This window comes from Desulfofarcimen acetoxidans DSM 771 (genome assembly GCF_000024205.1).
GTDB lineage: Bacteria > Bacillota > Desulfotomaculia > Desulfotomaculales > Desulfofarciminaceae > Desulfofarcimen > Desulfofarcimen acetoxidans.
The window spans coordinates 3,122,420-3,143,001 of sequence record NC_013216.1; the positions used below are offsets into that span (position 1 = coordinate 3,122,420).

Here is a 20,582-nt window from a genome sequence, read left to right on the forward strand (position 1 = left end):
TTAATGTTTTACCTTTTACACATTATGAAGGTAAATTACTCCTCTGCGTTGAAATAGATTATTTAAATTTAACAGACAGTGGAGGATTATACATTGATCAAAATTCCGGCTTTCACAGCAACCGGTATAGGAAGCGTGCCTCATAGCACAGCGCCATTAGCCATGGAAGTAATAAAAAATAATTTGCCTGTTATACCTCACTGGCCGCAGCTCCCTAAAATTTCCGCAACAGAAGGTTTAATCGGGCAAAACACTGCGCTTTTATGTGACATAGGTTTAATTGTTGACAACGGGCAAAGGGCCCCTTATTTTGATACCGCCCAAGAGGGCTGGGCAGATAAACTAACAGTTTTCTATACTGATTACCTGGAAGCAGTTGAATCAGATGAAATACCGCAAAAATTTGCCTACCCGGTTGACTTCGCGGCAGGGCTGTTTTACTTTCTGGAGCATTTTAATCCTAATCTATACAAAGAAGCACTATTTATTAAAGGTCAGGTAACGGGACCGTTAACTCTGGCCTTAACTATAACTGATCAGAATAGGAAATCCGCTTATTATGATGATATATTAAAAGATCTCGTGTTAAAAGTTGTTGAGCAAAATGCCAGGTGGCAGGTAAAAACTCTGCAAAGACTGAACCTCCCTGTAATCGTTTTTGCCGATGAGCCGGGACTCTATGCTTACGGCCAATCTACACATATAACTTTAAAAAGCAATGAAATAAGAAATGAGCTAAACCAGGTTTTTAATGCTATTTCAGCAGCCGGCGGCATACCGGGCATCCATTGCTGTGCCAGCACTGACTGGTCTATTTTGCTTAACTCCAATGCTTCAATTGTCAGCTTCGATGCTTTTGAGTATTTTGATAAATTTGCCGCTTATGCCAGAGATATTACAGGTTTTCTGGAAAGGGAAGGTTTTTTAGCCTGGGGTATTGTACCTACTTCTGATAAGATTAATGAATATGCAGCAGATGACCTGGTTAAATTGCTTTTGGAACAGATTGACTTACTCGTGGCTAAAGGCGTACCCGGAGAACGGCTCAAAAAACAGGCATTTGTTACACCCAGTTGCGGAACCGGAACACTTTCTCTGGATCAGACAGAACTGGTATATAAAGTGCTGAAGCAAGTATCACAAAAAATGAAAACAATATAGCAGAAGAGTCGCTTAAAGCGACTCTCCTGCAGCCACAGCCACTCGTGCTCGTTAAAAATTATGCAATAATAACCTTAATTATCCATGGATTCATGTTTTGTTTTTTATCTGCCAAAAACCTCCCTTGCTACCGCCACTCCTTCTCTGGCATCACGGGCATAGAAATCCGCCCTGATGTTCTCGGCATATTTTTCATTTAACACAGCCCCTCCCACAACGACCTTGCAGTCAGGCTTTTCCTGCCGTAAAAGATCTATGGTTTCCTTCATAAACACAACTGTGGTAGTCATTAAGGCGCTTAAACCTATCAGGCGAATATCTTTTTCTTTCGCGGCACGAACTATTTCTTCAGGCGGGACATCTTTGCCCATATCGACCACTTCATAACCGTAATTCTCCAAGAGCACCTTGACAATATTTTTGCCTATATCGTGAATATCTCCTTTTACCGTAGCCAGCAAAACCGTGCCTTTTCCTGAGTCTCCAGCCACCTTCAGTTCCTGTTTCAGCCTGGCAAAAGCAGCTTGCACAACTTCAGCGGACTGCATTAACTGAGGCAAAAAGAATTCTCCCCGGTCATATTTGCCTCCCACTTCGTCAAGCGCAGGCACCAGCAAATCATCCACTATTTGCAGAGGCATCATACCCTGCTTCAAAACCTCTTCCAACAAGGGCACTGTATTTTCTTTAAAACCGTTGATAATATCACGGTATAAACAATCAGCCGGTTTCCGGTCCTCTTCCACAGCTTGCTCTTCCAGAACTGCTCCCTGAGCCTCGCCGGCCGCAAAAAGGTTTATATAATTACGGGAATGTTTATCCCTGGCTGTCAATACCTCCGAAGCCCGCACAGTATTTACCATATCCTGGTTTTCAACATTAAAAATAACCACATCCACACCGCCGGCCAGACACATGGCCAGGAATGTATTATCAATAAGTGACCGGTTAGGCAAACCATAAGATATATTGGTAACACCCAGCAGGGCGCTTAAACCGAGTTCTTCTTTCACCAGGCGCGTACACTCAACACAAGCCAGCGCGGTATCCTGCTGGGCACTGGCGGTAAGCACCAGCGAGTCAATAATAATATCCTCTTTGGGGATGCCTAAAGCCAGAGCTCTTTGCATAATTTTTTCGGCTGCTGCCAGGCGACCCTCACTGGTTTTGGGTATACCCTTATCGTCTAAGGCCAGTCCCAGTATACAGGCCCCGTATCTTTTAGCCAGAGGCAAAATTGTTTTTAGACTCTCTTCTTTGCCGTTTACCGAATTTATAATGGCTTTGCCATGATAAGCTTTTAATCCCGCTTCCAAAACTTTTGGATCGGTACTGTCCAGTTGAAGAGGCACACTTATTACTTTTTGCAATGAATTAACGGCTTTTTCCATTAATGCTGCTTCGTCTATCTCCGGTAAACCCATATTCACATCCAGCAGGTTTGCTCCTCTTTCCACTTGCTCAACAGCCTCACGCAAGATCAAAGACATATCACCCTTACGCAGCTGCTCCGATAACTCCTTGCGCCCGGTTGGGTTAATCCTTTCACCCACAATGCGTACGGGATGACCACTGCCAATAAACAGTGTCTGCCTGGCGGAAGTAATTGCCGTAACCGGGGTTATATTTCTCGGCAATGGTTTTAATCCGGTTGAGCGTTCTTTTATCACTCTTATATACTCGGGACTCGTCCCGCAGCAGCCTCCAATCAGGGAAGCCCCTGCAGCCGCCAGTTTGGGAACATATTCTCCCATTTCAGCTGCCGATAAGGGGAAAACAGTTCGATCTCCCTCCAGCATCGGCATACCCGCATTTGGCTGCACAATCAGAGGTACTCTGGCATACCTGGCCATCTCCTCTATTACTTCCAGCAGTTCCCCAGGTCCTCCTGAACAATTAGCCCCAATAATATCTGCACCCAGAGCCTGTAAGGTAATCACAGCAGCAACAGGATCTGTTCCCATTAATGTGCGCTTGTTTGGCTCAAAGGTCATGGAACAAATAACCGGAACTCCGGGTGCCGCGTCTTTGGCTGCCAGCAAAGCAGCTCTGATCTCACCGAGGTCGGACATAGTTTCAATACAAATCATATCCGCACCGGCAGCCGCACCGGCTGATATCTGCTCACTAAATACGTGGTGCGCCTCGTCAAAAGTCAAAGGTCCGTTGGGAAACATCAGTTTTCCTGTCGGGCCGACAGATAAAGCAACCAATGCCTGTCCGTCTGCAGACTCTTTAGCCAGGCGTACTGCCGAAGCATTAATTTCCGCAACTTTATCCGCTAATCCGTATTCAAGCAACTTCAAGCGGCTGCCACCAAAAGTATTGGTTTCGACTATGTCCGCTCCTGCCTTAACATATTGGCGATGAATATTTTTTACTGTTTCAGGATTCTTTAAGTTAATTAATTCCGGGCACTCTCCTGCTCTCAGTCCGGCAGCCTGCAGCATAGTACCCATAGCACCGTCAAATACAAGAATTTTTTCAGCTAATTTATCAATAAAACGCATATATTTCTCCCCTCTTAGTTGTATTATCACAAAACAAAAAAATGTCCTACTAATATATTTCATCCCATAGAAATCTGTTTTTCTAAAAAATTACAGGTTTTAACGGTAAAGGACAGTCGTCATGAATACTTTCCAACAACAGAACAAATTTCATCTTTTCCTCACCATCATATGTATAAAGGATTTCCTGGCCTTTATACAGCCGTAATTCCCCTATGCGCAGTTCTCCTGCATCAGTATTCTGATCATTCCCGCCAAAAGAAGAATTACCCCGACACCAACCGATATCATCAACATAAAATTTGTATGGATAATTATTCTGTGAACCCAGAGCTTCCTGTACAGCTAAATGCAGATCCGCAAGTTTATGCCTGGAAGCTAATTCAACATGCCTACAGTTATTTTTGTTTAGACCCTAGTTTGGCGACATATATTGCCAAACCCTGTAATACCAAGGCCTAAAGGGTATCTACTTAAAAAAGTGTAGTCCCAACACTTTTTTAAGAAAAGTCGACTTAACTCTTGATTATATAAGGTTTTTGGGTATAATTATTGTAGTCCCAATAATAATGGAGGGCTACAATGTTTCTAAAAAAATCGATTTTCAAACGAAACAATAAAATATACTGTCATTATAAAATAGTAGAATCCTATCGTGAAGACGGAAAGGTTAAACACCGCATTTTATTTAACGTCGGCACATTGTCAGATGAACAGGCCGAACGTTTACGAATTACTCTAAATGCTCATAACAATCCAGATATTATTGTTTCAAAACCGGAACAAATTGTTGTGACCAAGCATGCTGCATATCTTGATGTAGCAGTACTAAACCATTTATGGCACGAGTGGCATTTTCATCAATTCTTTTCAAAAGATCAGTGGGTAGAAGCACTTGTAATTAACCGATGTATCGACCCAAAAGCGAAAATTAATATCAAGGATTGGATGGAGAAAACAGTTATTCCTGCCTATTTGGGTATCGATGATCCTACCAAACTTGATAAATTTGAAGTTTATCGTACTCTTGACAGATTGCATAAATCAGAAGGTGAACTACAAACGTTCCTTTTCCATCAGATAAAAAACCGATGGCCACATACAGAGAATGCGTTTTTTTATGACATCACCTCATCTTACTTGACGGGCAGTCGTTGTGTAATCGCTAAACTTGGTTACTCCAGAGATCACCGACCCGATTGCGAACAAATAGTAATTGCCCTGATGATTACTCCTGAGGGGTATCCTTTTTACTGGCGTGTTATGCCGGGAAACACTCAGGACATCACAACAATTAAGCCTTTGATTGAGGATGTTAAAGCTCGCTTTGCACTAAAAAACTGTACCATGGTATTTGATCGTGGTATGGTATCTACAGACAACATTGTTGCGTTGGAATGCGAAAAATGGACGTATGTTTCTGCAATGGATCGGGATGAGATTAAAAAAGCAGATTTTTTCAATACAGCATTACCGGAATCAGTTACCCCAGATAATTATGAACAAATTATGGTCATGCAAGAGTTTCTCCCCTTTGACGAAAACGCTTTTTTATATTATCGCGAGTTTATAATTGATGATAGACGTTATATCCTGACCTTTGACGTGGCTCGTTTTTTTGATGAACATCATGCACAATTAAATAATGTTGCCTATTTTGTTCAATGGCTAACCGTTAAAAATCAGTCACTCCGTGAAGCTAAAAAGAAACGTTGTCAAAGTTTGCTTGAACGGGAAGTTGCCGCTATGCTGAAGCGTAAACATTTAAAAAAATGGGTATCCGTCAATATTGAACCATATGATTTTGAAGTTATCAATAAACGGGGTAACTCACGAACCATTCAATCCTTTCAACTGTCGTACACGATTAATACCGTGGCACAAAAAAATGAGCAAAGAATTCATGGTATTACATGCTTTATTACCAATTTGGATGTTACATCACATACAGCAATTGACATTATTCAATGGTATCGTCGCAAAAACAAAGTTGAAGAAGCATTCCATGAAATTAAAGATCATCTAGATTTAAGACCAATTTACCTTACCCGAGAACAAAGGGTTATGGCACATGTAATAATTTGTGTATTGGCATACTTCATTTTCAATGACATAGAGTACCGGTTAAAGCAAAATGATCTGGCTTATTCTACTGAAGAAGTTATTGGTACCCTAAGAGAATGTCTGGTTAATCGTCTTGCCATTCAACAAACAAATCGTTCTTGGTTGAGTATTACGCAACCTTCATCTCAATTAAAGGAGATTCTCCATGCGTTGAAATGTGAGGTTGTTATTGATAAAAAGCGTGTCGAACCAGTTCTAAAAGCAGCGGAGTGTTGGTTGTAGGGACAACACTCTTAAACCTATAGGGCTCAAGCCCTTGTCATATCTGCATTTGGCAAATTATGTCGCCAAACTAGGGTTTAGAAATATCTTAAATACATACGTACCTTCATGAAAATTATTCTCCAGCCTGGGCAGGGTTTTTTGCAGTTCATCCGACGCGAACATATTTTTAAAAGGCAGGAAAAAAGGTTCGGATAACTTAGTTTGCCTGGGTGGCACTAGTATCTTGGACCTGTCCTTATAAAACACCATCTCCTTAATAATCAAAAGCATTTCTCTGTAGCGTAAGTCTTCCGGCAAGGGAGTTCCGGGTACAGCTTTGTATTCACCATTCCACCGGCGAAAAGGCAGATTCCAGAGCGGTATATGCCTGTATTTAGTTAAAATATCCGCCATATGAATACCAAAAGCATTGGCACTTATGGAAAAAGGATAAAAAACACGGCTATTCACTCCATTAATCATTCTTTCATCAGGTATTACATCAAGCAAACCCAAATATGATAAGTAGAGATTAATGTAGCTAAGTTTCGAAAACAAATATTCTATACTGAGATGATCTGTTTTTTTTAAAATTATTGTTTGTCCCGGCCTCATACCGCTTATATAAGCGACTATCACAGGAACATCAAAAATACTGTTCATATCTTTGAGCAAACATTTACCGGCATTAATCCAATTAATATCAGTCCAAAAAGTTTCCAGCAAAAAGAAATATTTTTCCGTTACAGTCAATGCTTCATATAGCTTTAAACGTTGATCCGGCTCTAATACTTTTTTCCCGTCCTTAGCTGTTACTTTTACAAACAACCTTCCTGATAGTACTAAATGATAAAAAAAATTCAAAAGGGGGTAAACTCTCACTAGTTTTTCAGTTGACAGGATTTCCGGTTTAGTCATCAGCAAATTCAACTGATAAAGGTCTGTTTTGGATATATAAGAATTTACTTCTGCCAATGAAATTCTATTAGCCTTGAGATAGTCTGTAAATATGCTAAAATCACGGATTAAGGAAACAGGTTCCTTCTCAGTTATATTTAATCTGGGTGATTTTATCATCCTGCCAACCTCATTTCTAAACTTATCTCATATGTAGAGACACATTCATCTAACCTTCCCTTTTCTAATTTTTTTACGCACTATATAAACGATTAGCCCGTAAGCCAAAATATAAGGAACAAACCTGAAAAAGGTTCCCGGATTCTCCAGAACAATAGAAACAGCGCTAAAAAGAATTGATTCAGGGAAAAAACCGACAAAAGACGCCAGCAGAAAGCCCCTGTACGAAATACCCGAAAGACCGGCCAATAAAGAAAGTAAGTCAAAATGAACCAGCATGCTGAGACGAAGAAAAAAAATCAATTCAAATTTGTTCTGTTCTAACATATTCAGGTATTTGGCATCAAGTCTATCGCTTAAAAAGATTTGAATTCTCTCGGAAAAACACCTGGCTGCAAAAAACAGAACAGAGGCGCTAATAACAGCGGAAATATTTATTAATAACAGGCTCATACCAAACCTGTACATAAGAGGTACGGATAAACCGATGAAAGAAATAGGCAACAAAATAAAAGGTCTGATTATGGAAAGAATAAGAATACCGACAGGAGAAAGTAAATGTGAGTGGCGAATAAAAAGCTCAATTTTGTGTAGATGATGAGTTAAAACGTAAATATTATACATTAAAGTAAAACTATATGCCATTATTTTCTCCTCAAACAAAAAATAGTTTATCTTATAACAAATGTGCAGTATAATATGAATAGAAAAATACACTGGAGGAAAGAAATGATCGTTAAAGACAGTGTGCCATTGATACTGATACTGCTTATTCTGATAATAATATTTTATAATATTTATCAGTATCTGGCTATACTACCCGCAATATTATTATTATTTGTACTGTTCTTTTTCCGTAATCCTAAAAGGACTATTGCTTCTGACCGCAAACATATATTATCCCCGGCAGACGGAACAATTCTAGAAGTAAAGGAGTTGAAAGAAAACAGTTATATAAAAGGCGAAGCCATAAAAATCAGTATTTTTCTATCTATATTTGACGTTCATATTAACCGAAGTCCTATTAAGGGAGCTATTACATTTACAGAATACAGACCGGGTAAATTTCTGCCGGCTTTCAAAAGCCATGCCTCAGATATTAACGAGAGAAATACTGTTGGCATAGAAAATGATTGTTTAAAGGTGCTGGTGCATCAAATTACAGGATTTATTGCCAGGCGTATTGTTTGCTACATGAAAAAAGGTGATCAGTTGGAACAGGGACAAATCTTCGGTTTAATAAAATTCGGCTCCTGTACGGAAATAATCGTACCCGCCAGCGTAAAAGTTTTCGCCGAAGAAGGACAAAAGGTTAAAGGTGGATTAACAGTTTTGGGGGTGTTGCTTGATGAATAGAATTGGCAAAACGCTATTTCCTGTTGCGTTGCTGCCCAATATTCTGACCTTCTGCAATATCACAATGGGCCTGCTGGCTATTATTGTAGCTGCTTCCGAGCAATACACGCTGGCCGGCACATTGATTATTATAGGAGCTGTTTTTGATCGCTTCGATGGCAAGCTTGCCCGTAAATTTGAGGTAACCAGTGAGCTTGGCAAACAGCTTGATTCACTGGCGGACGTTATTACTTTCGGTATGGCTCCAGCCATAACAACCTTCATGCTGAGTTTTAGCGAGCTAAGAGTTCTGGGTTTGATTCTAGCCGTAACTTTTGTTATTTGCGGAGCCTACAGGCTGGCCAGGTTTAATATTCTTAATTATGATAATGTTTTTGTAGGACTGCCAATAACTGTAGCCGGCTTATTATTGGCCTTGTTTGCTGTATATCAAGCTAAATTTGACATACACCCCTATTTATCCGCTATTGGAATGGTACTTTTGAGTTACTCTATGGTCTGCAAGCACCAGATAAAAAAAGTTTAAATAATGGAAAATCACCTAAGGCGGCTTTCCAACGCTACATGCACTCGTGCTCCGGGAAATCATGCGGTATTAACCTTAAACTTACCCGCAAATCCATAATAAGCATAATTTCCCGAAGCATAAAGAAAACCGAATGGTTACTTATGACCATCCGGTTTTTTGTGCTTTACAAAGGCCTTCTGTGGATGAATAATAATAATTTATATATATGCACATATTATGGCAGTAATAAGCACATTATATGCTTTAGCATATAATATGGAGTGATCTTATGCCCTGGTTAATTTATACTTCTGCCATATGTTTACTGGCCTCAATCTTAGTCGGACGCAGGTTTTATATTCTTTGGGCTAAGAGTTTGCTCGGAGTATTAATTATGGTTATCGTTGATACCTTAGGAACCGAACTGCACTTATATTATTATAAACATGGCTTATTATATATAGGCAACTTACCTGTCCTACATATTATAGCTGTTTACGCCACCACCCTATTGTTCTTAAACTGGCTTCCTCAAGAAAACCCAAAGAAGATACTCTATACTTTATATTGCTCATTTATTTTCCTATTTTTGGAATCATTAATGTATCGCGCGGAAGCAATTATCTACCCCAATTGGCAATTATATTACAGTTTTTTCCTAACATTTAGCGGGCTCCTGGTCTTGATTTATCTATTGAATTTACTAAAAAATAACAACCGCAATTATATACAAAAATCATATTAATTAAAAAATTTTTCCACCCTGCCGATTAGTTCAGTCCCCCACCTGGCAAAATCGATATTAGTATTATAAATAAACTGCTTTATTCCGGGCTTACCTATCAAGGAAACCAGCCTATTCAAATCGCTATTATCTACACCTTTCAACAACTGCCTGAATGCCAGTGAGTGTTTCATATCCTCCTTTAGCTGCCGCAGCAGATCCTCATATTTTTTACCTGTAGCAACAGCCCTGCCAGCCAGAGCACCACTCTGAAGTGAAGCAAGCACTCCAAAACCCAAAAAAGGATCTAAAAACCCCCCTGCCACTCCTACCAATAATATATTCCCGACTTGATGAGGATAAACAAAACCCGCTATATGCTGCACCATGACCTCATAAACAATTTCCCATGGGTGTTTTTCAATTTCCCAAAACAGCTTCCAATATTCACGCGCTTGCTCAGGTGTGCTATAAGGAACAACCAGAGCCAAGAAAGCCCTGTTCTTTTCTAAAGGCGCTAAATAGGCGTACGCAGATTTAGCATACCTGGTATTAAGCCACATAACCAGTGTATTTAAATCAAAATCACCAATCACAATAGCTCCGATCAGGTATGTTTCGTAGGTATTTGACCATATTCCAAGAGTCCTGGAAATATCATACTGGCCATTGGCCACAACCACGTAGTCAAACTGCCTGGCCAGTTCAGCGTAATCTGCTCTAAAATTAAAATTCACTTTGCTTCTAATGCTCTCAAACAACTGAGTTTCTATGGAAACCGGATCATGCCCCCTGAGGAAAAAGTAGCCTAAATTATCGCCTTTAACAGGAACTGTTTTTGTGGGAACATTCATAATAATTCTTTTTATCTTGCTTATTGGTCTGAGATGCAAATTATATTTAGACTGTAAATAATCCAAAGCATCATAAGGTCTGGTAAATAACTCTAAAGTGGCCGCACAGTGATCAAATAATTCCCCGGATCGATGCTTCTGTTCAAACACTGCCGGTTCAATACCATGTCTCTCCAATTCATGTACACAGGCCAGACCGGAGATCCCCGCTCCGATAACAGCCACCCTCATCATTCTCACCCTCTTATCATAAAGTAATGTATTTTATTTTTCGGATTCATATATAATATCTCTACTAAAATATCTTATTTGAGAGGTGATCATGTGACTAATTACTCCAGCTTAAGTGATAAGGACTTTCTCACGGCCTTTTTTAAAAAAGCTTCTGTAAGGGAAAAGCACAGGCGCGCAAAATTTCTGGCGCTATCGGAAAACATAACGGACAGGCGGCTGAAAAACCTTTTCGCAGATTTTGCTGCCGGCTGTGATAAACATCTGATTTTGTTAAAAATAGAAATGGATAATTTAAATATTAAATAGAAAAAACCGGAGGGCAATATGAACACTGTTGATCTATTGTATGATGTTCTTCAGGATAAACTGGCCAATCAGAGATTTTATAATGAGGCTATGCTTGTCGTTATTAATCCTTCCGCCAGGGAATTGTTTAAAAAATTAAGAGATGAAGAGGAGCAGCACAGCATAGTTCTCCAACAAGAAATACTGGCCATTGAAGCTAAGCCTTTTCCTATCAACAAATTTTTGGGGTTTAAAAAAGAAAAATACATTTCCAATATAGATATTAATAACAGTTCAGAAGACTCTTAGAGGGTTGTTAAAGCTTTCCTTACTTTATGCCGCGTAAAAACTGCAGCCACAATCCAAATATAATGCTTATGCCCAGCATCAAGAGAGAAAAGGCGGTCAGACTCATCAATTTACTATCTCCTTAAAATATATTTTAATAAGCTTTTTTTTGTTCTATTGCATTTATAACTAATCCCCCGATATAACTAAAGGAAAAAAAGGTCAATAAGTCTATTCCAAAGCTGGCCAGCAAATGCCAATTATGATAACTTGCTGCTCCGGATTTGACAATCAAAGATTCCATAGACAAATAGGCCACTGAAAAAACGAGTATATTGGCAACTTGCAGCAGCCTGTTTGGCTGCAAGAATTGAAAAAACAGGGCACCCATAGTAAATACCGGTCCCCAAATATAGAAGAGGGAACTACCAAAAAAAGGGATAATAAGGTACCTAAACTCATACAAACCCATCTGCTGAATGCCCCAATCCACTATCGATGCCAGGGCGGCAAACATAAATCCTCCCCACAGACCAACAGCCATCCTTTTCCTATCGAAAAACATGAAAAATAATATCCAGCTAAATATGAATACGATCAACCAGGGCATGATTGTTCTCCCACTCCTTTTGCTATCCCGGCTCGGTTGAATTGTATATTTATTATTCCTTTTAAAGCAGGAATAATTCTACGGACTAAGGATAACATATAATTACAAATAAAGAATAGGATGGCATGCTATGAATATGATTAATAAACTCCTTAAGTATATCAGTTTCCATGAAAGTTCAGCACAGGAAGAGTTTATTCTGTCTGAAAACAATAAAAAAAATAAACTAGGTTCGTCTCACACCGAAAATGTATCTACAGAATCAGAAAAAAGCTTACCGTCTGATGAACGTATTAAAGAAGATAATAAAAGCGGACATTTAGCCAATCAAAATAAAATAAACAACATCAATAATAAGGATAATATATCAGCTGTCAAGCGTAAGATTAGAAAACCAATCAGCCTTTCTGAGTTGAAAGTGCAAAAAAATACAAAACAAGATCAACATGAAGAACCTGGCGACACTTGTCAGATAAAGATTGACACTTGCCTGGAAACTAACAAAAAAATACTCAAGCTTCTCTACGGCCTGCCTAAGAATAAGGATGTTGTTATACGCGAATTCACTTTAGGTACAACACCTGAGATACAAGGTTTTCTGGTTTTTATTGACGGGTTAACAGATAAAGCCCTGCAAGATATGTTGTTAAAAACTTTAATGCTGCAGACAAAGGAAAAGCATCTCGGCCCTGATGCAAATAATGCCGAATTTATGATAAAGAATCTAATTCCCGGCAATCAGGTTAATACCTATAATAATTATCGAAAGGTTTTGGATGCGATAAATTACGGTGAAACAGCCATTTTTTTAGAAAATTTATCTCATGCAATTACAGTAGAAACTAAAGGCTGGGAGCACCGTGCCGTAAGCAGAACCATGGTTGAGCAAATTGTACGGGGCCCACAGGAAGCATTCACTGAAACACTCAGGGCAAATACTGCTTTAATCAGGAAAATGCTTAAAAACGAAAACCTGATCACTGAGATGATTCCTGCCGGCGTGCGAAATCACGGTAATGTAGCCATAATGTACATAAACAATTTGGCCAACCCAATGCTGGTAAAAGAAGTGAAAAAACGAGTGGCCAGTATAAAAACCGATCTGCTTACAGATAGCGGTCTGCTGGAACAATTTATTGAGGATCATCCTTACAACCTCAACCCTCAAGTAATTGCCACGGAAAGACCGGACCGGGTAACAGCACTACTGATAGAAGGCCGGGTTGCTATTATTGTTAACGGGAGTCCTTTTGTTCTGATAGTGCCTACAACCATGTTTGATTTGCTTCATACAGGAGAAGAAAACTATTTGCGCTGGCAATACGGTACTTTCCTGCGATATATCAGAACCCTGGCTTTCTACATAGCTTTTTTATTGCCTGGAGTTTACCTTTCCATCGTTCTTTTTCATCATGAAATGATCCCCACCGACCTGCTTTTAGCCATTGCAGGCAACAGGGAGAAAGTACCTTTCCCATCAGTAGTCGAGGTACTGCTGATGGAATTATCTTTTGAGATGATCAGGGAGGCGGGTCTTAGACTGCCCGGTATGATGGGATCAACCATAGGTATTGTGGGGGCTTTGATTTTAGGACAGGCAGCAGTCCAGGCTAATATAGTCAGTCCCATTTTAGTTATTTTAGTTGCCGTTACCGGCTTAGCCTCCTTTGCTATACCCAATTACTCCATGTCCTTTGCATTGCGCATCTATAGATTTTTTTATATCGTTCTTGGCGCCAGCATGGGTTTTTTCGGAATAACACTTGGACTGAGCGTCCATATTTTTTTAACGGTTAACATGAAATCTTTCGGCGTACCTTACCTGACGCCAATGGGTCCACGTGTAGCGCCGGGAACAGACGTAGTTACGCGATTGCCGCTATTCTTCCAGGAAAAAAGACCGGACTACATAAATCCATTGGATAAAATCCGACAGCCGGAAATTTCTCGCGGTTGGATCAAAAACCGGGAGGCAGGGGAAGATGAAGAAACAAAGTAAATTCGGCTCAACTGAAGCTTTTGTTTTACTGACTATGACCATGTCCGCCAGAATCTTCTTAAGTTTTCCTGCTAACTTAATCGATACGGGAAAAAATGCTGCCTGGATAACACCTATCGGAGGGCTTTTGGTTTGCCTGGGCGGTATGTTGATTATGAGCAAATTGTTAAAGCACAATCCGGATAAAAATATTGTGCAAATCACTGAAGAGACATTGGGCTGCTACCTGGGTACCGCGGTTAATCTGATATATGTTATATTTTTTATGTCGATAGCGGCTTTATTCACCAGAGAATTTAGTGAGGAAATGACAACAGTCGGCTTGACCAGCACACCGATTAGCATTATTACCATTGGATATTTGGCAGTTTGCCTGGTGGGAGCTTACCTTGGTTTGGAGACACTGGCTAGGGCAGCCAGCGTAACTTACCCCTTTGTGGCCATAGGCATTATAGTTTTATTGATAGCTCTTTACCCTATCTGGGAATACAGCAATATTTTTCCACTAATCGGCAGTTCATTATATGATATTTTTGTCGTTGGAACGTTCAAAACGGCTGCCGTCAGTGAGATTATTCTGGCCGGTGTAATTGTTAGGTCTTTCGGTGACTATAAACAAATTGTCCGCGTTGGCTACAGCGCCTCATTTGCCAGTTTCTTACTCCTAATAATGATGCTTCTGGTTATGATCCTGACACATAGCTGGCGCATAGCCGGAGAAGTAGCCTTTCCCTTTTATAGGCTGGCTAAAATAATATATTTAAGCATCTTCTTTCAGCGTGTTGAGTCCATATTTATTATCATCTGGTCTTTTATTGCTATTTTGAAAATAGCAATAACACTATATGCCGCGGCTTTTACCCTGGCTGAGAGCCTGAAACTTCCTGATCACAGGCCTTTACTATGGCCTTTAGCCATGATTTTGTTTATACTAAGCTTTTTGCCAAACGATATGCCGACAACGATATATCTGGACAGCACCTTCCTGCGCCCCGGTGCCCTGATACCAAACTATATTATTCCGATTTTATTACTGCTGATTATAAAATTCAAGGGGACAAGACAAAATGTTAAATAATCAGGCAGCGCCATTTAGACCGGCAAGGCTGGCACTTATTGCATTAGCAATAATAATTCTATTGTTGCAGAGCGGCTGCTGGGGCAGCCAGGAAACAGATGAGGTAGCTTTCGTGCTCTCCATGGGTTTTGACAAAGGTGAACGGGACAACCTGATTGTAACTTTTAATATAGCCAATCCCAGGGCAATGACAAGTTCCGCCCCGGGGGGCGGAGCCGGCGGCAGCGGAAGCATAACCCTGGTAGGCAGTGTGGAAGCTACCGCCCCGGTCAGCGCTCTTGACCTGATGAACAGCGCTACCACCAGAAGACTGTCTCTGCTCCATACCAAAGCATATATTTTTTCAGAAGAACTGGCCAGAGACGGTCTGGCCAAATGGTTGACTCCTCTAAACCGCCTGCCGGAATTCAGGGAAACAGCCAGTGTTTATATTGTTCGTGGTAAAGCTAAGGATTTTTTAAAAAACAATCAGCCTCTGCTGGAGATAAGTCCTTCCAAACAGTTCGAACTAATTGCACAAATATCAAATTTTAATTCCTTTTTCATGCCTACACAGTTCTATAAGTTTTATGAAAAAACCAAAATTATCGGTACAGAATCCACTCTTCCTATAATTGGCATTCATGAGGGCGGTTTATCCTCTACAAAACCCGGCCCTACCAAGGGGGGCAACTACGAAGTCGGCCCGTACCTGGCTGGTGAAGTCCCCATAGAGGGTAAAAATATAACTCAGTTTATAGGCACAGCAATGTTTAAGAGAGATAAAATGATCGGCACCTTAAACGGCACTGAAACAAGATCATTTTTATTGTTACTGGGACAGTTTAATAAGGCAACTATTAACTTACCGGACCCGATTGCCGGACCTGAATATTTTATAGGCTTAAAAATCAAACAGGGTCGTTCGCCGGAATATCACTCTAAAATAACCACGGAAGGCAGAGTAATAATCGATATAAATCTATTTGTAGAAGCTGATATAGCAGCAATATCCAGCGGAATAAATTATGAAAATCATAATAAAACAGGTATTTTAGAAAAAAGCCTGAATCAAATCATTGAGAAAAAAGCCAATGACCTGATAGAAAAATGCCAGGAAAATGATACTGATATTTTAGGCTTTGGCAATCATATCAAGAAGCATTTTTTGACCAGAAGAGAATGGGAAGATTTTAACTGGCCGGAAAGGTTTAAAGATGTTGAGGTCAACATTAAGGCACATACTTCCATCCGAAGAACCGGCTTACAGATAAAAACAACCGGTTCTGGGGCAAATTAGCAATAGAGAAAAGAGTGACTCCACATTGAAATGGTTAATTATGGTTTTCCCCCTCGGCATAACCTACTACACTTATACATTCGGACAGTGGGCCTGGCAAAAAGGGAACCGGAGAGGTGCTGTCGGAATCTTTGCTCTGGCAGCGCTTAACCTGGCTCTGGCGATATACGCCCTATATATCAAAAGATTTTTTTAGCGGCGCACATAAAGGGGCCCCCGCCATTATTCGACGGGGGCAGGGAGATTAGGAAGGTTCTGAGGTTAAAACTATTATTTCCTGTTCAACAATTTATATACATTATTCAGGAAAAATAAATGAAAGCACCGCAATTGAAAGGGTGCTTCTACTTCAGATATATTGCTTTTATCAGGTTAGCAGAAATCAACTTCACTAAAAAAGCAGTCTTCCCGGAATTAAAGGTTCCAACAATGGCTATAAAACCGGAGCAGCGTTAAATTCAAATTCACTGCTCATGGACGGGCACATTCACTGCCTTCACCTTTTAGCATTTCCATACCATGCGGTAATGCAGGCAGAATTACTTCCAGGCACTCACGAACAGCTCTGGCACTCCCGGGCAGGTTAATAATCAAGGTCTTACCCCTGATACCCGCAGCCGCACGGCTCAACATAGCCCGGTTAGTTTTTGTCAAACTGACAGCCCTCATCACCTCAGGAATGCCCGGAACTATGCGTTCCACAACGTCCAGTGTGGCCTCGGGAGTCCAATCTCTGGGTGCAAACCCGGTACCACCGGTAGTAAGAATCAAGTCCACTCCCTTCAAATCGGAAAACTTAATCAAGGTTTCTTTAATCTGCTCAACTTCATCCGGAACAATTATATAGTGGGTTACCTGGGCCCCCATCCCTGTAATAATTTCCCGAATAACTTGACCGCTTTCGTCCACTCGCTCTCCTCGAGAAGCTTTGTCACTGACTGTTACAATGCCTACTTTGATCAATAATATCACCTCTTTTTTCCAATATAATGGTGCCAAAGCATTTCCGGTTGATTTTAGCACTGCATAACTATATCTATTATAACTTATAAAGCTGAGAATTTATATTAATATCTCCATCATAAGCGTAATTTCCAACGAGTATAGAATGATTTGTCTCATTAAGGACTGCTCACACAGCTATAATTGTTCCTCCCATATTGATTCTTCTTCTCTTTTATATATTCCGCTTTTACCACCTGTTTTACTGACCAGGCGGATATTCTGCAAGGTCATGCCCTTATCCACAGCCTTGCACATGTCGTAGATGGTTAAAGCTGCCACACTGACTGCTGTAAGAGCCTCCATTTCAACACCGGTTTTGCCTGTTGTACGTACACGCGCCTCTATTTCCACCCTATTCGGGTGACACAGACGAAAACCAATTCCTGAACCCGTAATCAGAATCGGGTGGGCCATTGGTATTAAATGCCCTGTCTCTTTTACAGCCATGATACCGGCAACCCTGGCCACACCCAAGACATCTCCTTTGGACATACATCCTTCTTTGATCAATTTTAATGTTTCCGGTTTCATTATTATTTCGCCTCGCGCCACTGCTTCCCTTTCGGTGTCGGCTTTGCCCCCTACATCCACCATACGGGCCTGTCCTCTGTCGTCAAAATGAGTCAACTGGGACAACTTATATTCCCCCTAAACTAAGATACCAACTTACCAATATACTGGATTTATTTGATTTAGCCTGCTCCTCATGTGATACTTCAAAAGAACAAAAGCTAACCGCCAATCTGAGACATAACCCTCTCGCTGTCCCGCCAGCCTTCCATTAGCTTATGCTTCTCAGGCTTTAAATTTATCGCTTTGATTAAAAGCTTCCTTAATTCCTCTCTTCCAGCTCCCTTACGCAGAGGACCTTTTAAATCTGTTTCCTTCTCTGCATACAGGCAGGAACGCAGACTGCCCATACTGGTAAGCCTCAGGCGGTTGCATTGATGACAAAAGTGATTGCTTAAAGCAGTGATAAACCCTATAGTCCCTAAAGCACCCGGCAGTTGAAAGCTGCAAGCCGGACCGCTGCCGGTTACTTTTTTCTCCTGCATGGGACCCAAATGCTTTGTAATTACCTCCATTACCTCTTCGTCTGAGATGTAACGCCCTGCAACCCAGGGATTCTGTGTGCCTATCGGCATCAACTCTATAAAACGCACATGCAGCGGCATTTCCAGGGTCAGGCGGGCCATATCTATTATCTCATCATCATTTATACCCCTCATGACCACTGTATTGATTTTTACCGGGGTTAAATTCAGGCGTAAGGCCGCACGAATACCCTTCCAAACATCCTCTAAAGCACCCAAACGGGTGATTTCCCGAAAACGCTCCGGTTTAAGTGTATCAAGGCTGATATTAACTCTCTTTAATCCTGCAGCCTTAAGTTCTTCGCCGAAATCGGGAAGCAGTATTCCGTTGGTGGTAAGCGCAATATCGTCTATTGCACGGATATTAGCAATATTCTTGACCAATCCGGGCAAACCCTTGCGCACCAGGGGCTCTCCTCCGGTAAAACGGATTTTTCTTACACCTACATCTGCCGCTGCTCGAATTACCTGCTCAATCTCCTCCAGTGTCAGTATATCTTCATGCCGGGCTGCTGCCACACCGCCCGCAGGCATGCAATAAACACAACGCAAATTACACCGGTCTGTAACAGAAACTCTAAGATAATTTATTTCCCTCTGATATCCGTCAAGCACCTCATCACCTTCTTAAATTGTTCATCAAACACTTAACCCGTAATCCTTTATTTTACGATATAAGGTATTACGTCCAATCCCCAAAAGCTTGGCTGCCACACTGATATTGCCTTTGCAGCGGCTTAAAGCCCTGGCTACAGTTATTGATTCAACTTCCTGCAAATTCAAGGAGTAATTGGCACATACCTCCTGGTCATCACACAGCTTTTTCAATTCCTCTGATAATTCCCGCAAAACAGGAAGCAATTCCGGCAAATTTTCCGTATCTGCAGACAAAATCTTAATTAGTGAAAGTGAATTTCCCAAATAACTTTTAATTTCATTTACGGGAATATTCTTAACACTGTCATCACCGTTAGCTCCGGAGTCAACGGCTAACTTCTTACCGGAGAACTTTTTAGACAGGTGTGCGGGCAATATTATTTGACCGTCACACAGAGCCATTGACTGGTCTACAGTATTTGCCAGCTCCCTGATATTACCCGGCCAGGCATGTTCCAGCAGCAGTTCCATAGCTTCTTTAGAAAATGTCATATTTTCGCTGCCGTATTTATTTTTGAACTTATTTAAAAAATAATTAACCAGTACCGGAATATCTTTCTTATGTTCTCTAAGAGACGGTATCAATAATCTGACTACGTCCAGCCGGTAAAAAAGATCTTCCCGAAAGGTCTTGTCCCGAACCGCTTTTTCCAAATCCACATTAGTGGCTGCAATAACCCTCACATCAGTATGGATAGGCTTTTCACCGCCTACCCGCATAAACTCGCCTGTTTCCAATACTCGCAGCAATTTTACCTGTATAGATAAACTGGCTTCCCCTATTTCATCCAAAAAAAGAGTTCCCTTGTTAGCCAGCTCAAAAATCCCCTTTCTTTGGTTGGCTGCACCTGTAAAAGAACCCTTTTCATGGCCAAAGAGTTCACTTTCCAACAAGTTTTCAGGCAATGCACCGCAATTAACCGCCACAAAAGGATATTCTGTCCTGTTGCCTGCTTCATGGATAAAATTGGCCAGCACTTCTTTGCCGGTTCCTGTTTCACCCTGTATCAGCACATTTATATTTTTTCTGGCTATCTTGTCCGCCATCGAAACAAGTCTTAACATGGCCGGACTGTTGCCTACTTCGTAGCCTATTCTAGCGGCAATAGGCAACCAATCAGGTTGGGTATCAGTATCTCCCAGCATTTTCTTGCCAAATTCCAAGGCTTTTTCAATAAGCTCTTCTATTACCAAAATATCATCAAAAGGCTTTTCTATATAATCAAAGGCACCTGATTGAATAGCTTTTACCGCTGTCCTTGCAGTACTGTAGCCGGTCATAATAATTACTTCACAGTTTGGCTTTACAGACTTAATTTCCTGTAAAAGCTCAAGACCGTCAGCATCAGGAAGTTTTAAATCCACCATGGCTACATGAAAATTTCCGGTATTTATTTGTTCACGGGCCTCTTTGCCGGACAATGCAACAGTCAGATCATATGCCTTCCTGCGCAGCAGGCGACGAAAGAAATTGCCTACATCCACCTCGTCATCAATAATCAAAATATTAATATTATTTGGCACAGTCTCACCCC

At 40.8% G+C, this 20,582-nt stretch carries 19 protein-coding genes and 1 pseudogene; 10 read left to right on the forward strand and 10 right to left on the reverse strand.

Going from position 1 to position 20,582, the window contains the following annotated elements; all coding sequences use genetic code 11:
- The first annotated feature begins 93 nt into the window (after positions 1 to 93).
- Positions 94 to 1,161, forward strand: a complete 1,068-nt coding sequence (locus DTOX_RS14245; RefSeq protein ID WP_015758388.1) for a uroporphyrinogen decarboxylase/cobalamine-independent methonine synthase family protein — start codon at positions 94 to 96, stop codon at positions 1,159 to 1,161.
- Between the two features lie 104 nt (positions 1,162 to 1,265).
- Here the strand turns inward: DTOX_RS14245 and DTOX_RS14250 are convergent, their stop codons facing one another.
- Together DTOX_RS14250 and DTOX_RS25395 are read right to left on the reverse strand one after the other, a co-directional pair.
- Positions 1,266 to 3,671, reverse strand: a complete 2,406-nt coding sequence (locus tag DTOX_RS14250) for a homocysteine S-methyltransferase family protein (RefSeq protein ID WP_015758389.1) — start codon at positions 3,669 to 3,671, stop codon at positions 1,266 to 1,268.
- An 82-nt stretch (positions 3,672 to 3,753) separates the two neighbouring features.
- Positions 3,754 to 4,056, reverse strand: a pseudogene (locus DTOX_RS25395) (IS1096 element passenger TnpR family protein); the annotation flags it as partial.
- A gap of 197 nt (positions 4,057 to 4,253) precedes the next feature.
- Between DTOX_RS25395 and DTOX_RS14255 the strand changes: the two are divergent.
- Positions 4,254 to 6,017, forward strand: a complete 1,764-nt coding sequence (locus DTOX_RS14255) for an IS1634 family transposase (protein WP_015758390.1) — start codon at positions 4,254 to 4,256, stop codon at positions 6,015 to 6,017.
- A 57-nt stretch (positions 6,018 to 6,074) separates the two neighbouring features.
- Here DTOX_RS14255 and DTOX_RS14260 read toward each other — a convergent pair whose 3' ends face one another.
- Positions 6,075 to 7,076, reverse strand: a complete 1,002-nt coding sequence (locus tag DTOX_RS14260; RefSeq protein ID WP_015758391.1) for a hypothetical protein — start codon at positions 7,074 to 7,076, stop codon at positions 6,075 to 6,077.
- 45 nt (positions 7,077 to 7,121) lie between these two features.
- Complete coding sequence (locus DTOX_RS14265; RefSeq protein ID WP_015758392.1) at positions 7,122 to 7,721, reverse strand: VTT domain-containing protein; 600 nt, start codon at positions 7,719 to 7,721, stop codon at positions 7,122 to 7,124.
- 84 nt (positions 7,722 to 7,805) lie between these two features.
- Here DTOX_RS14265 and DTOX_RS14270 point away from each other — a divergent pair, with 84 nt between their 5' ends.
- Both DTOX_RS14270 and pssA read left to right on the forward strand, forming a co-directional pair.
- Complete coding sequence (locus DTOX_RS14270) at positions 7,806 to 8,432, forward strand: phosphatidylserine decarboxylase family protein (protein WP_015758393.1); 627 nt, start codon at positions 7,806 to 7,808, stop codon at positions 8,430 to 8,432.
- Positions 8,425 to 8,958, forward strand: a complete 534-nt coding sequence (gene pssA, locus DTOX_RS14275) for a CDP-diacylglycerol--serine O-phosphatidyltransferase (RefSeq protein WP_015758394.1) — start codon at positions 8,425 to 8,427, stop codon at positions 8,956 to 8,958. The genes DTOX_RS14270 and pssA overlap by 8 nt, the downstream gene beginning before the upstream one ends.
- 723 nt (positions 8,959 to 9,681) lie before the next feature.
- Here the strand turns inward: pssA and DTOX_RS14285 are convergent.
- Positions 9,682 to 10,752 carry an NAD(P)/FAD-dependent oxidoreductase gene (locus DTOX_RS14285; protein WP_015758396.1) on the reverse strand — a complete coding sequence of 357 codons (1,071 nt, stop codon included), beginning with the start codon at positions 10,750 to 10,752 and terminating at the stop codon, positions 9,682 to 9,684.
- A gap of 90 nt (positions 10,753 to 10,842) precedes the next feature.
- On the opposite strand from DTOX_RS14285, the gene DTOX_RS14290 reads away from it, so the two are divergent.
- Positions 10,843 to 11,058: a hypothetical protein gene (locus DTOX_RS14290; RefSeq protein ID WP_015758397.1), complete on the forward strand. Its 216-nt coding sequence runs from the start codon at positions 10,843 to 10,845 to the stop codon at positions 11,056 to 11,058.
- An 18-nt stretch (positions 11,059 to 11,076) separates the two neighbouring features.
- Positions 11,077 to 11,346, forward strand: coding sequence for a hypothetical protein (locus DTOX_RS14295; RefSeq protein WP_015758398.1), 270 nt, complete (start codon positions 11,077 to 11,079; stop codon positions 11,344 to 11,346).
- A 133-nt stretch (positions 11,347 to 11,479) separates the two neighbouring features.
- Here the strand turns inward: DTOX_RS14295 and DTOX_RS14300 are convergent, their stop codons facing one another.
- Entirely contained in the window at positions 11,480 to 11,935 is a 456-nt protein-coding gene (locus tag DTOX_RS14300) for a hypothetical protein (RefSeq protein ID WP_015758399.1), read from the reverse strand.
- Positions 11,936 to 12,065: 130 nt separating this feature from the next.
- On the opposite strand from DTOX_RS14300, the gene DTOX_RS14305 reads away from it, so the two are divergent.
- From DTOX_RS14305 to DTOX_RS23105, 4 genes are read left to right on the forward strand one after another with little or no spacing between them, the layout of a single operon-like run.
- Entirely contained in the window at positions 12,066 to 13,934 is a 1,869-nt protein-coding gene (locus tag DTOX_RS14305; RefSeq protein ID WP_015758400.1) for a spore germination protein, read from the forward strand.
- Entirely contained in the window at positions 13,918 to 15,012 is a 1,095-nt protein-coding gene (locus DTOX_RS14310; protein ID WP_015758401.1) for a GerAB/ArcD/ProY family transporter, read from the forward strand. Before DTOX_RS14305 ends, DTOX_RS14310 begins: the two co-directional genes overlap by 17 nt.
- Positions 15,002 to 16,291 carry a Ger(x)C family spore germination protein gene (locus tag DTOX_RS14315; RefSeq protein WP_015758402.1) on the forward strand — a complete coding sequence of 430 codons (1,290 nt, stop codon included), beginning with the start codon at positions 15,002 to 15,004 and terminating at the stop codon, positions 16,289 to 16,291. The genes DTOX_RS14310 and DTOX_RS14315 overlap by 11 nt, the downstream gene beginning before the upstream one ends.
- A 25-nt stretch (positions 16,292 to 16,316) precedes the next feature.
- Positions 16,317 to 16,487, forward strand: a complete 171-nt coding sequence (locus tag DTOX_RS23105) for a hypothetical protein (RefSeq protein WP_157862973.1) — start codon at positions 16,317 to 16,319, stop codon at positions 16,485 to 16,487.
- A gap of 275 nt (positions 16,488 to 16,762) precedes the next feature.
- Here the strand turns inward: DTOX_RS23105 and DTOX_RS14320 are convergent, their stop codons facing one another.
- The 4 genes from DTOX_RS14320 to DTOX_RS14335 form a co-directional block, all read right to left on the reverse strand.
- Positions 16,763 to 17,254 carry a MogA/MoaB family molybdenum cofactor biosynthesis protein gene (locus DTOX_RS14320; protein ID WP_015758403.1) on the reverse strand — a complete coding sequence of 164 codons (492 nt, stop codon included), beginning with the start codon at positions 17,252 to 17,254 and terminating at the stop codon, positions 16,763 to 16,765.
- 177 nt (positions 17,255 to 17,431) lie between these two features.
- Positions 17,432 to 17,932, reverse strand: a complete 501-nt coding sequence (gene moaC, locus DTOX_RS14325) for a cyclic pyranopterin monophosphate synthase MoaC (protein WP_015758404.1) — start codon at positions 17,930 to 17,932, stop codon at positions 17,432 to 17,434.
- Positions 17,933 to 18,027: 95 nt separating this feature from the next.
- The gene (gene moaA / locus DTOX_RS14330; RefSeq protein WP_015758405.1) at positions 18,028 to 19,005 is read right to left on the reverse strand and encodes a GTP 3',8-cyclase MoaA; all 978 of its coding nucleotides are present in this window, start codon (positions 19,003 to 19,005) and stop codon (positions 18,028 to 18,030) included.
- A 24-nt stretch (positions 19,006 to 19,029) separates the two neighbouring features.
- Complete coding sequence (locus DTOX_RS14335) at positions 19,030 to 20,571, reverse strand: sigma-54-dependent transcriptional regulator (protein ID WP_015758406.1); 1,542 nt, start codon at positions 20,569 to 20,571, stop codon at positions 19,030 to 19,032.
- Positions 20,572 to 20,582: the final 11 nt, after the last annotated feature.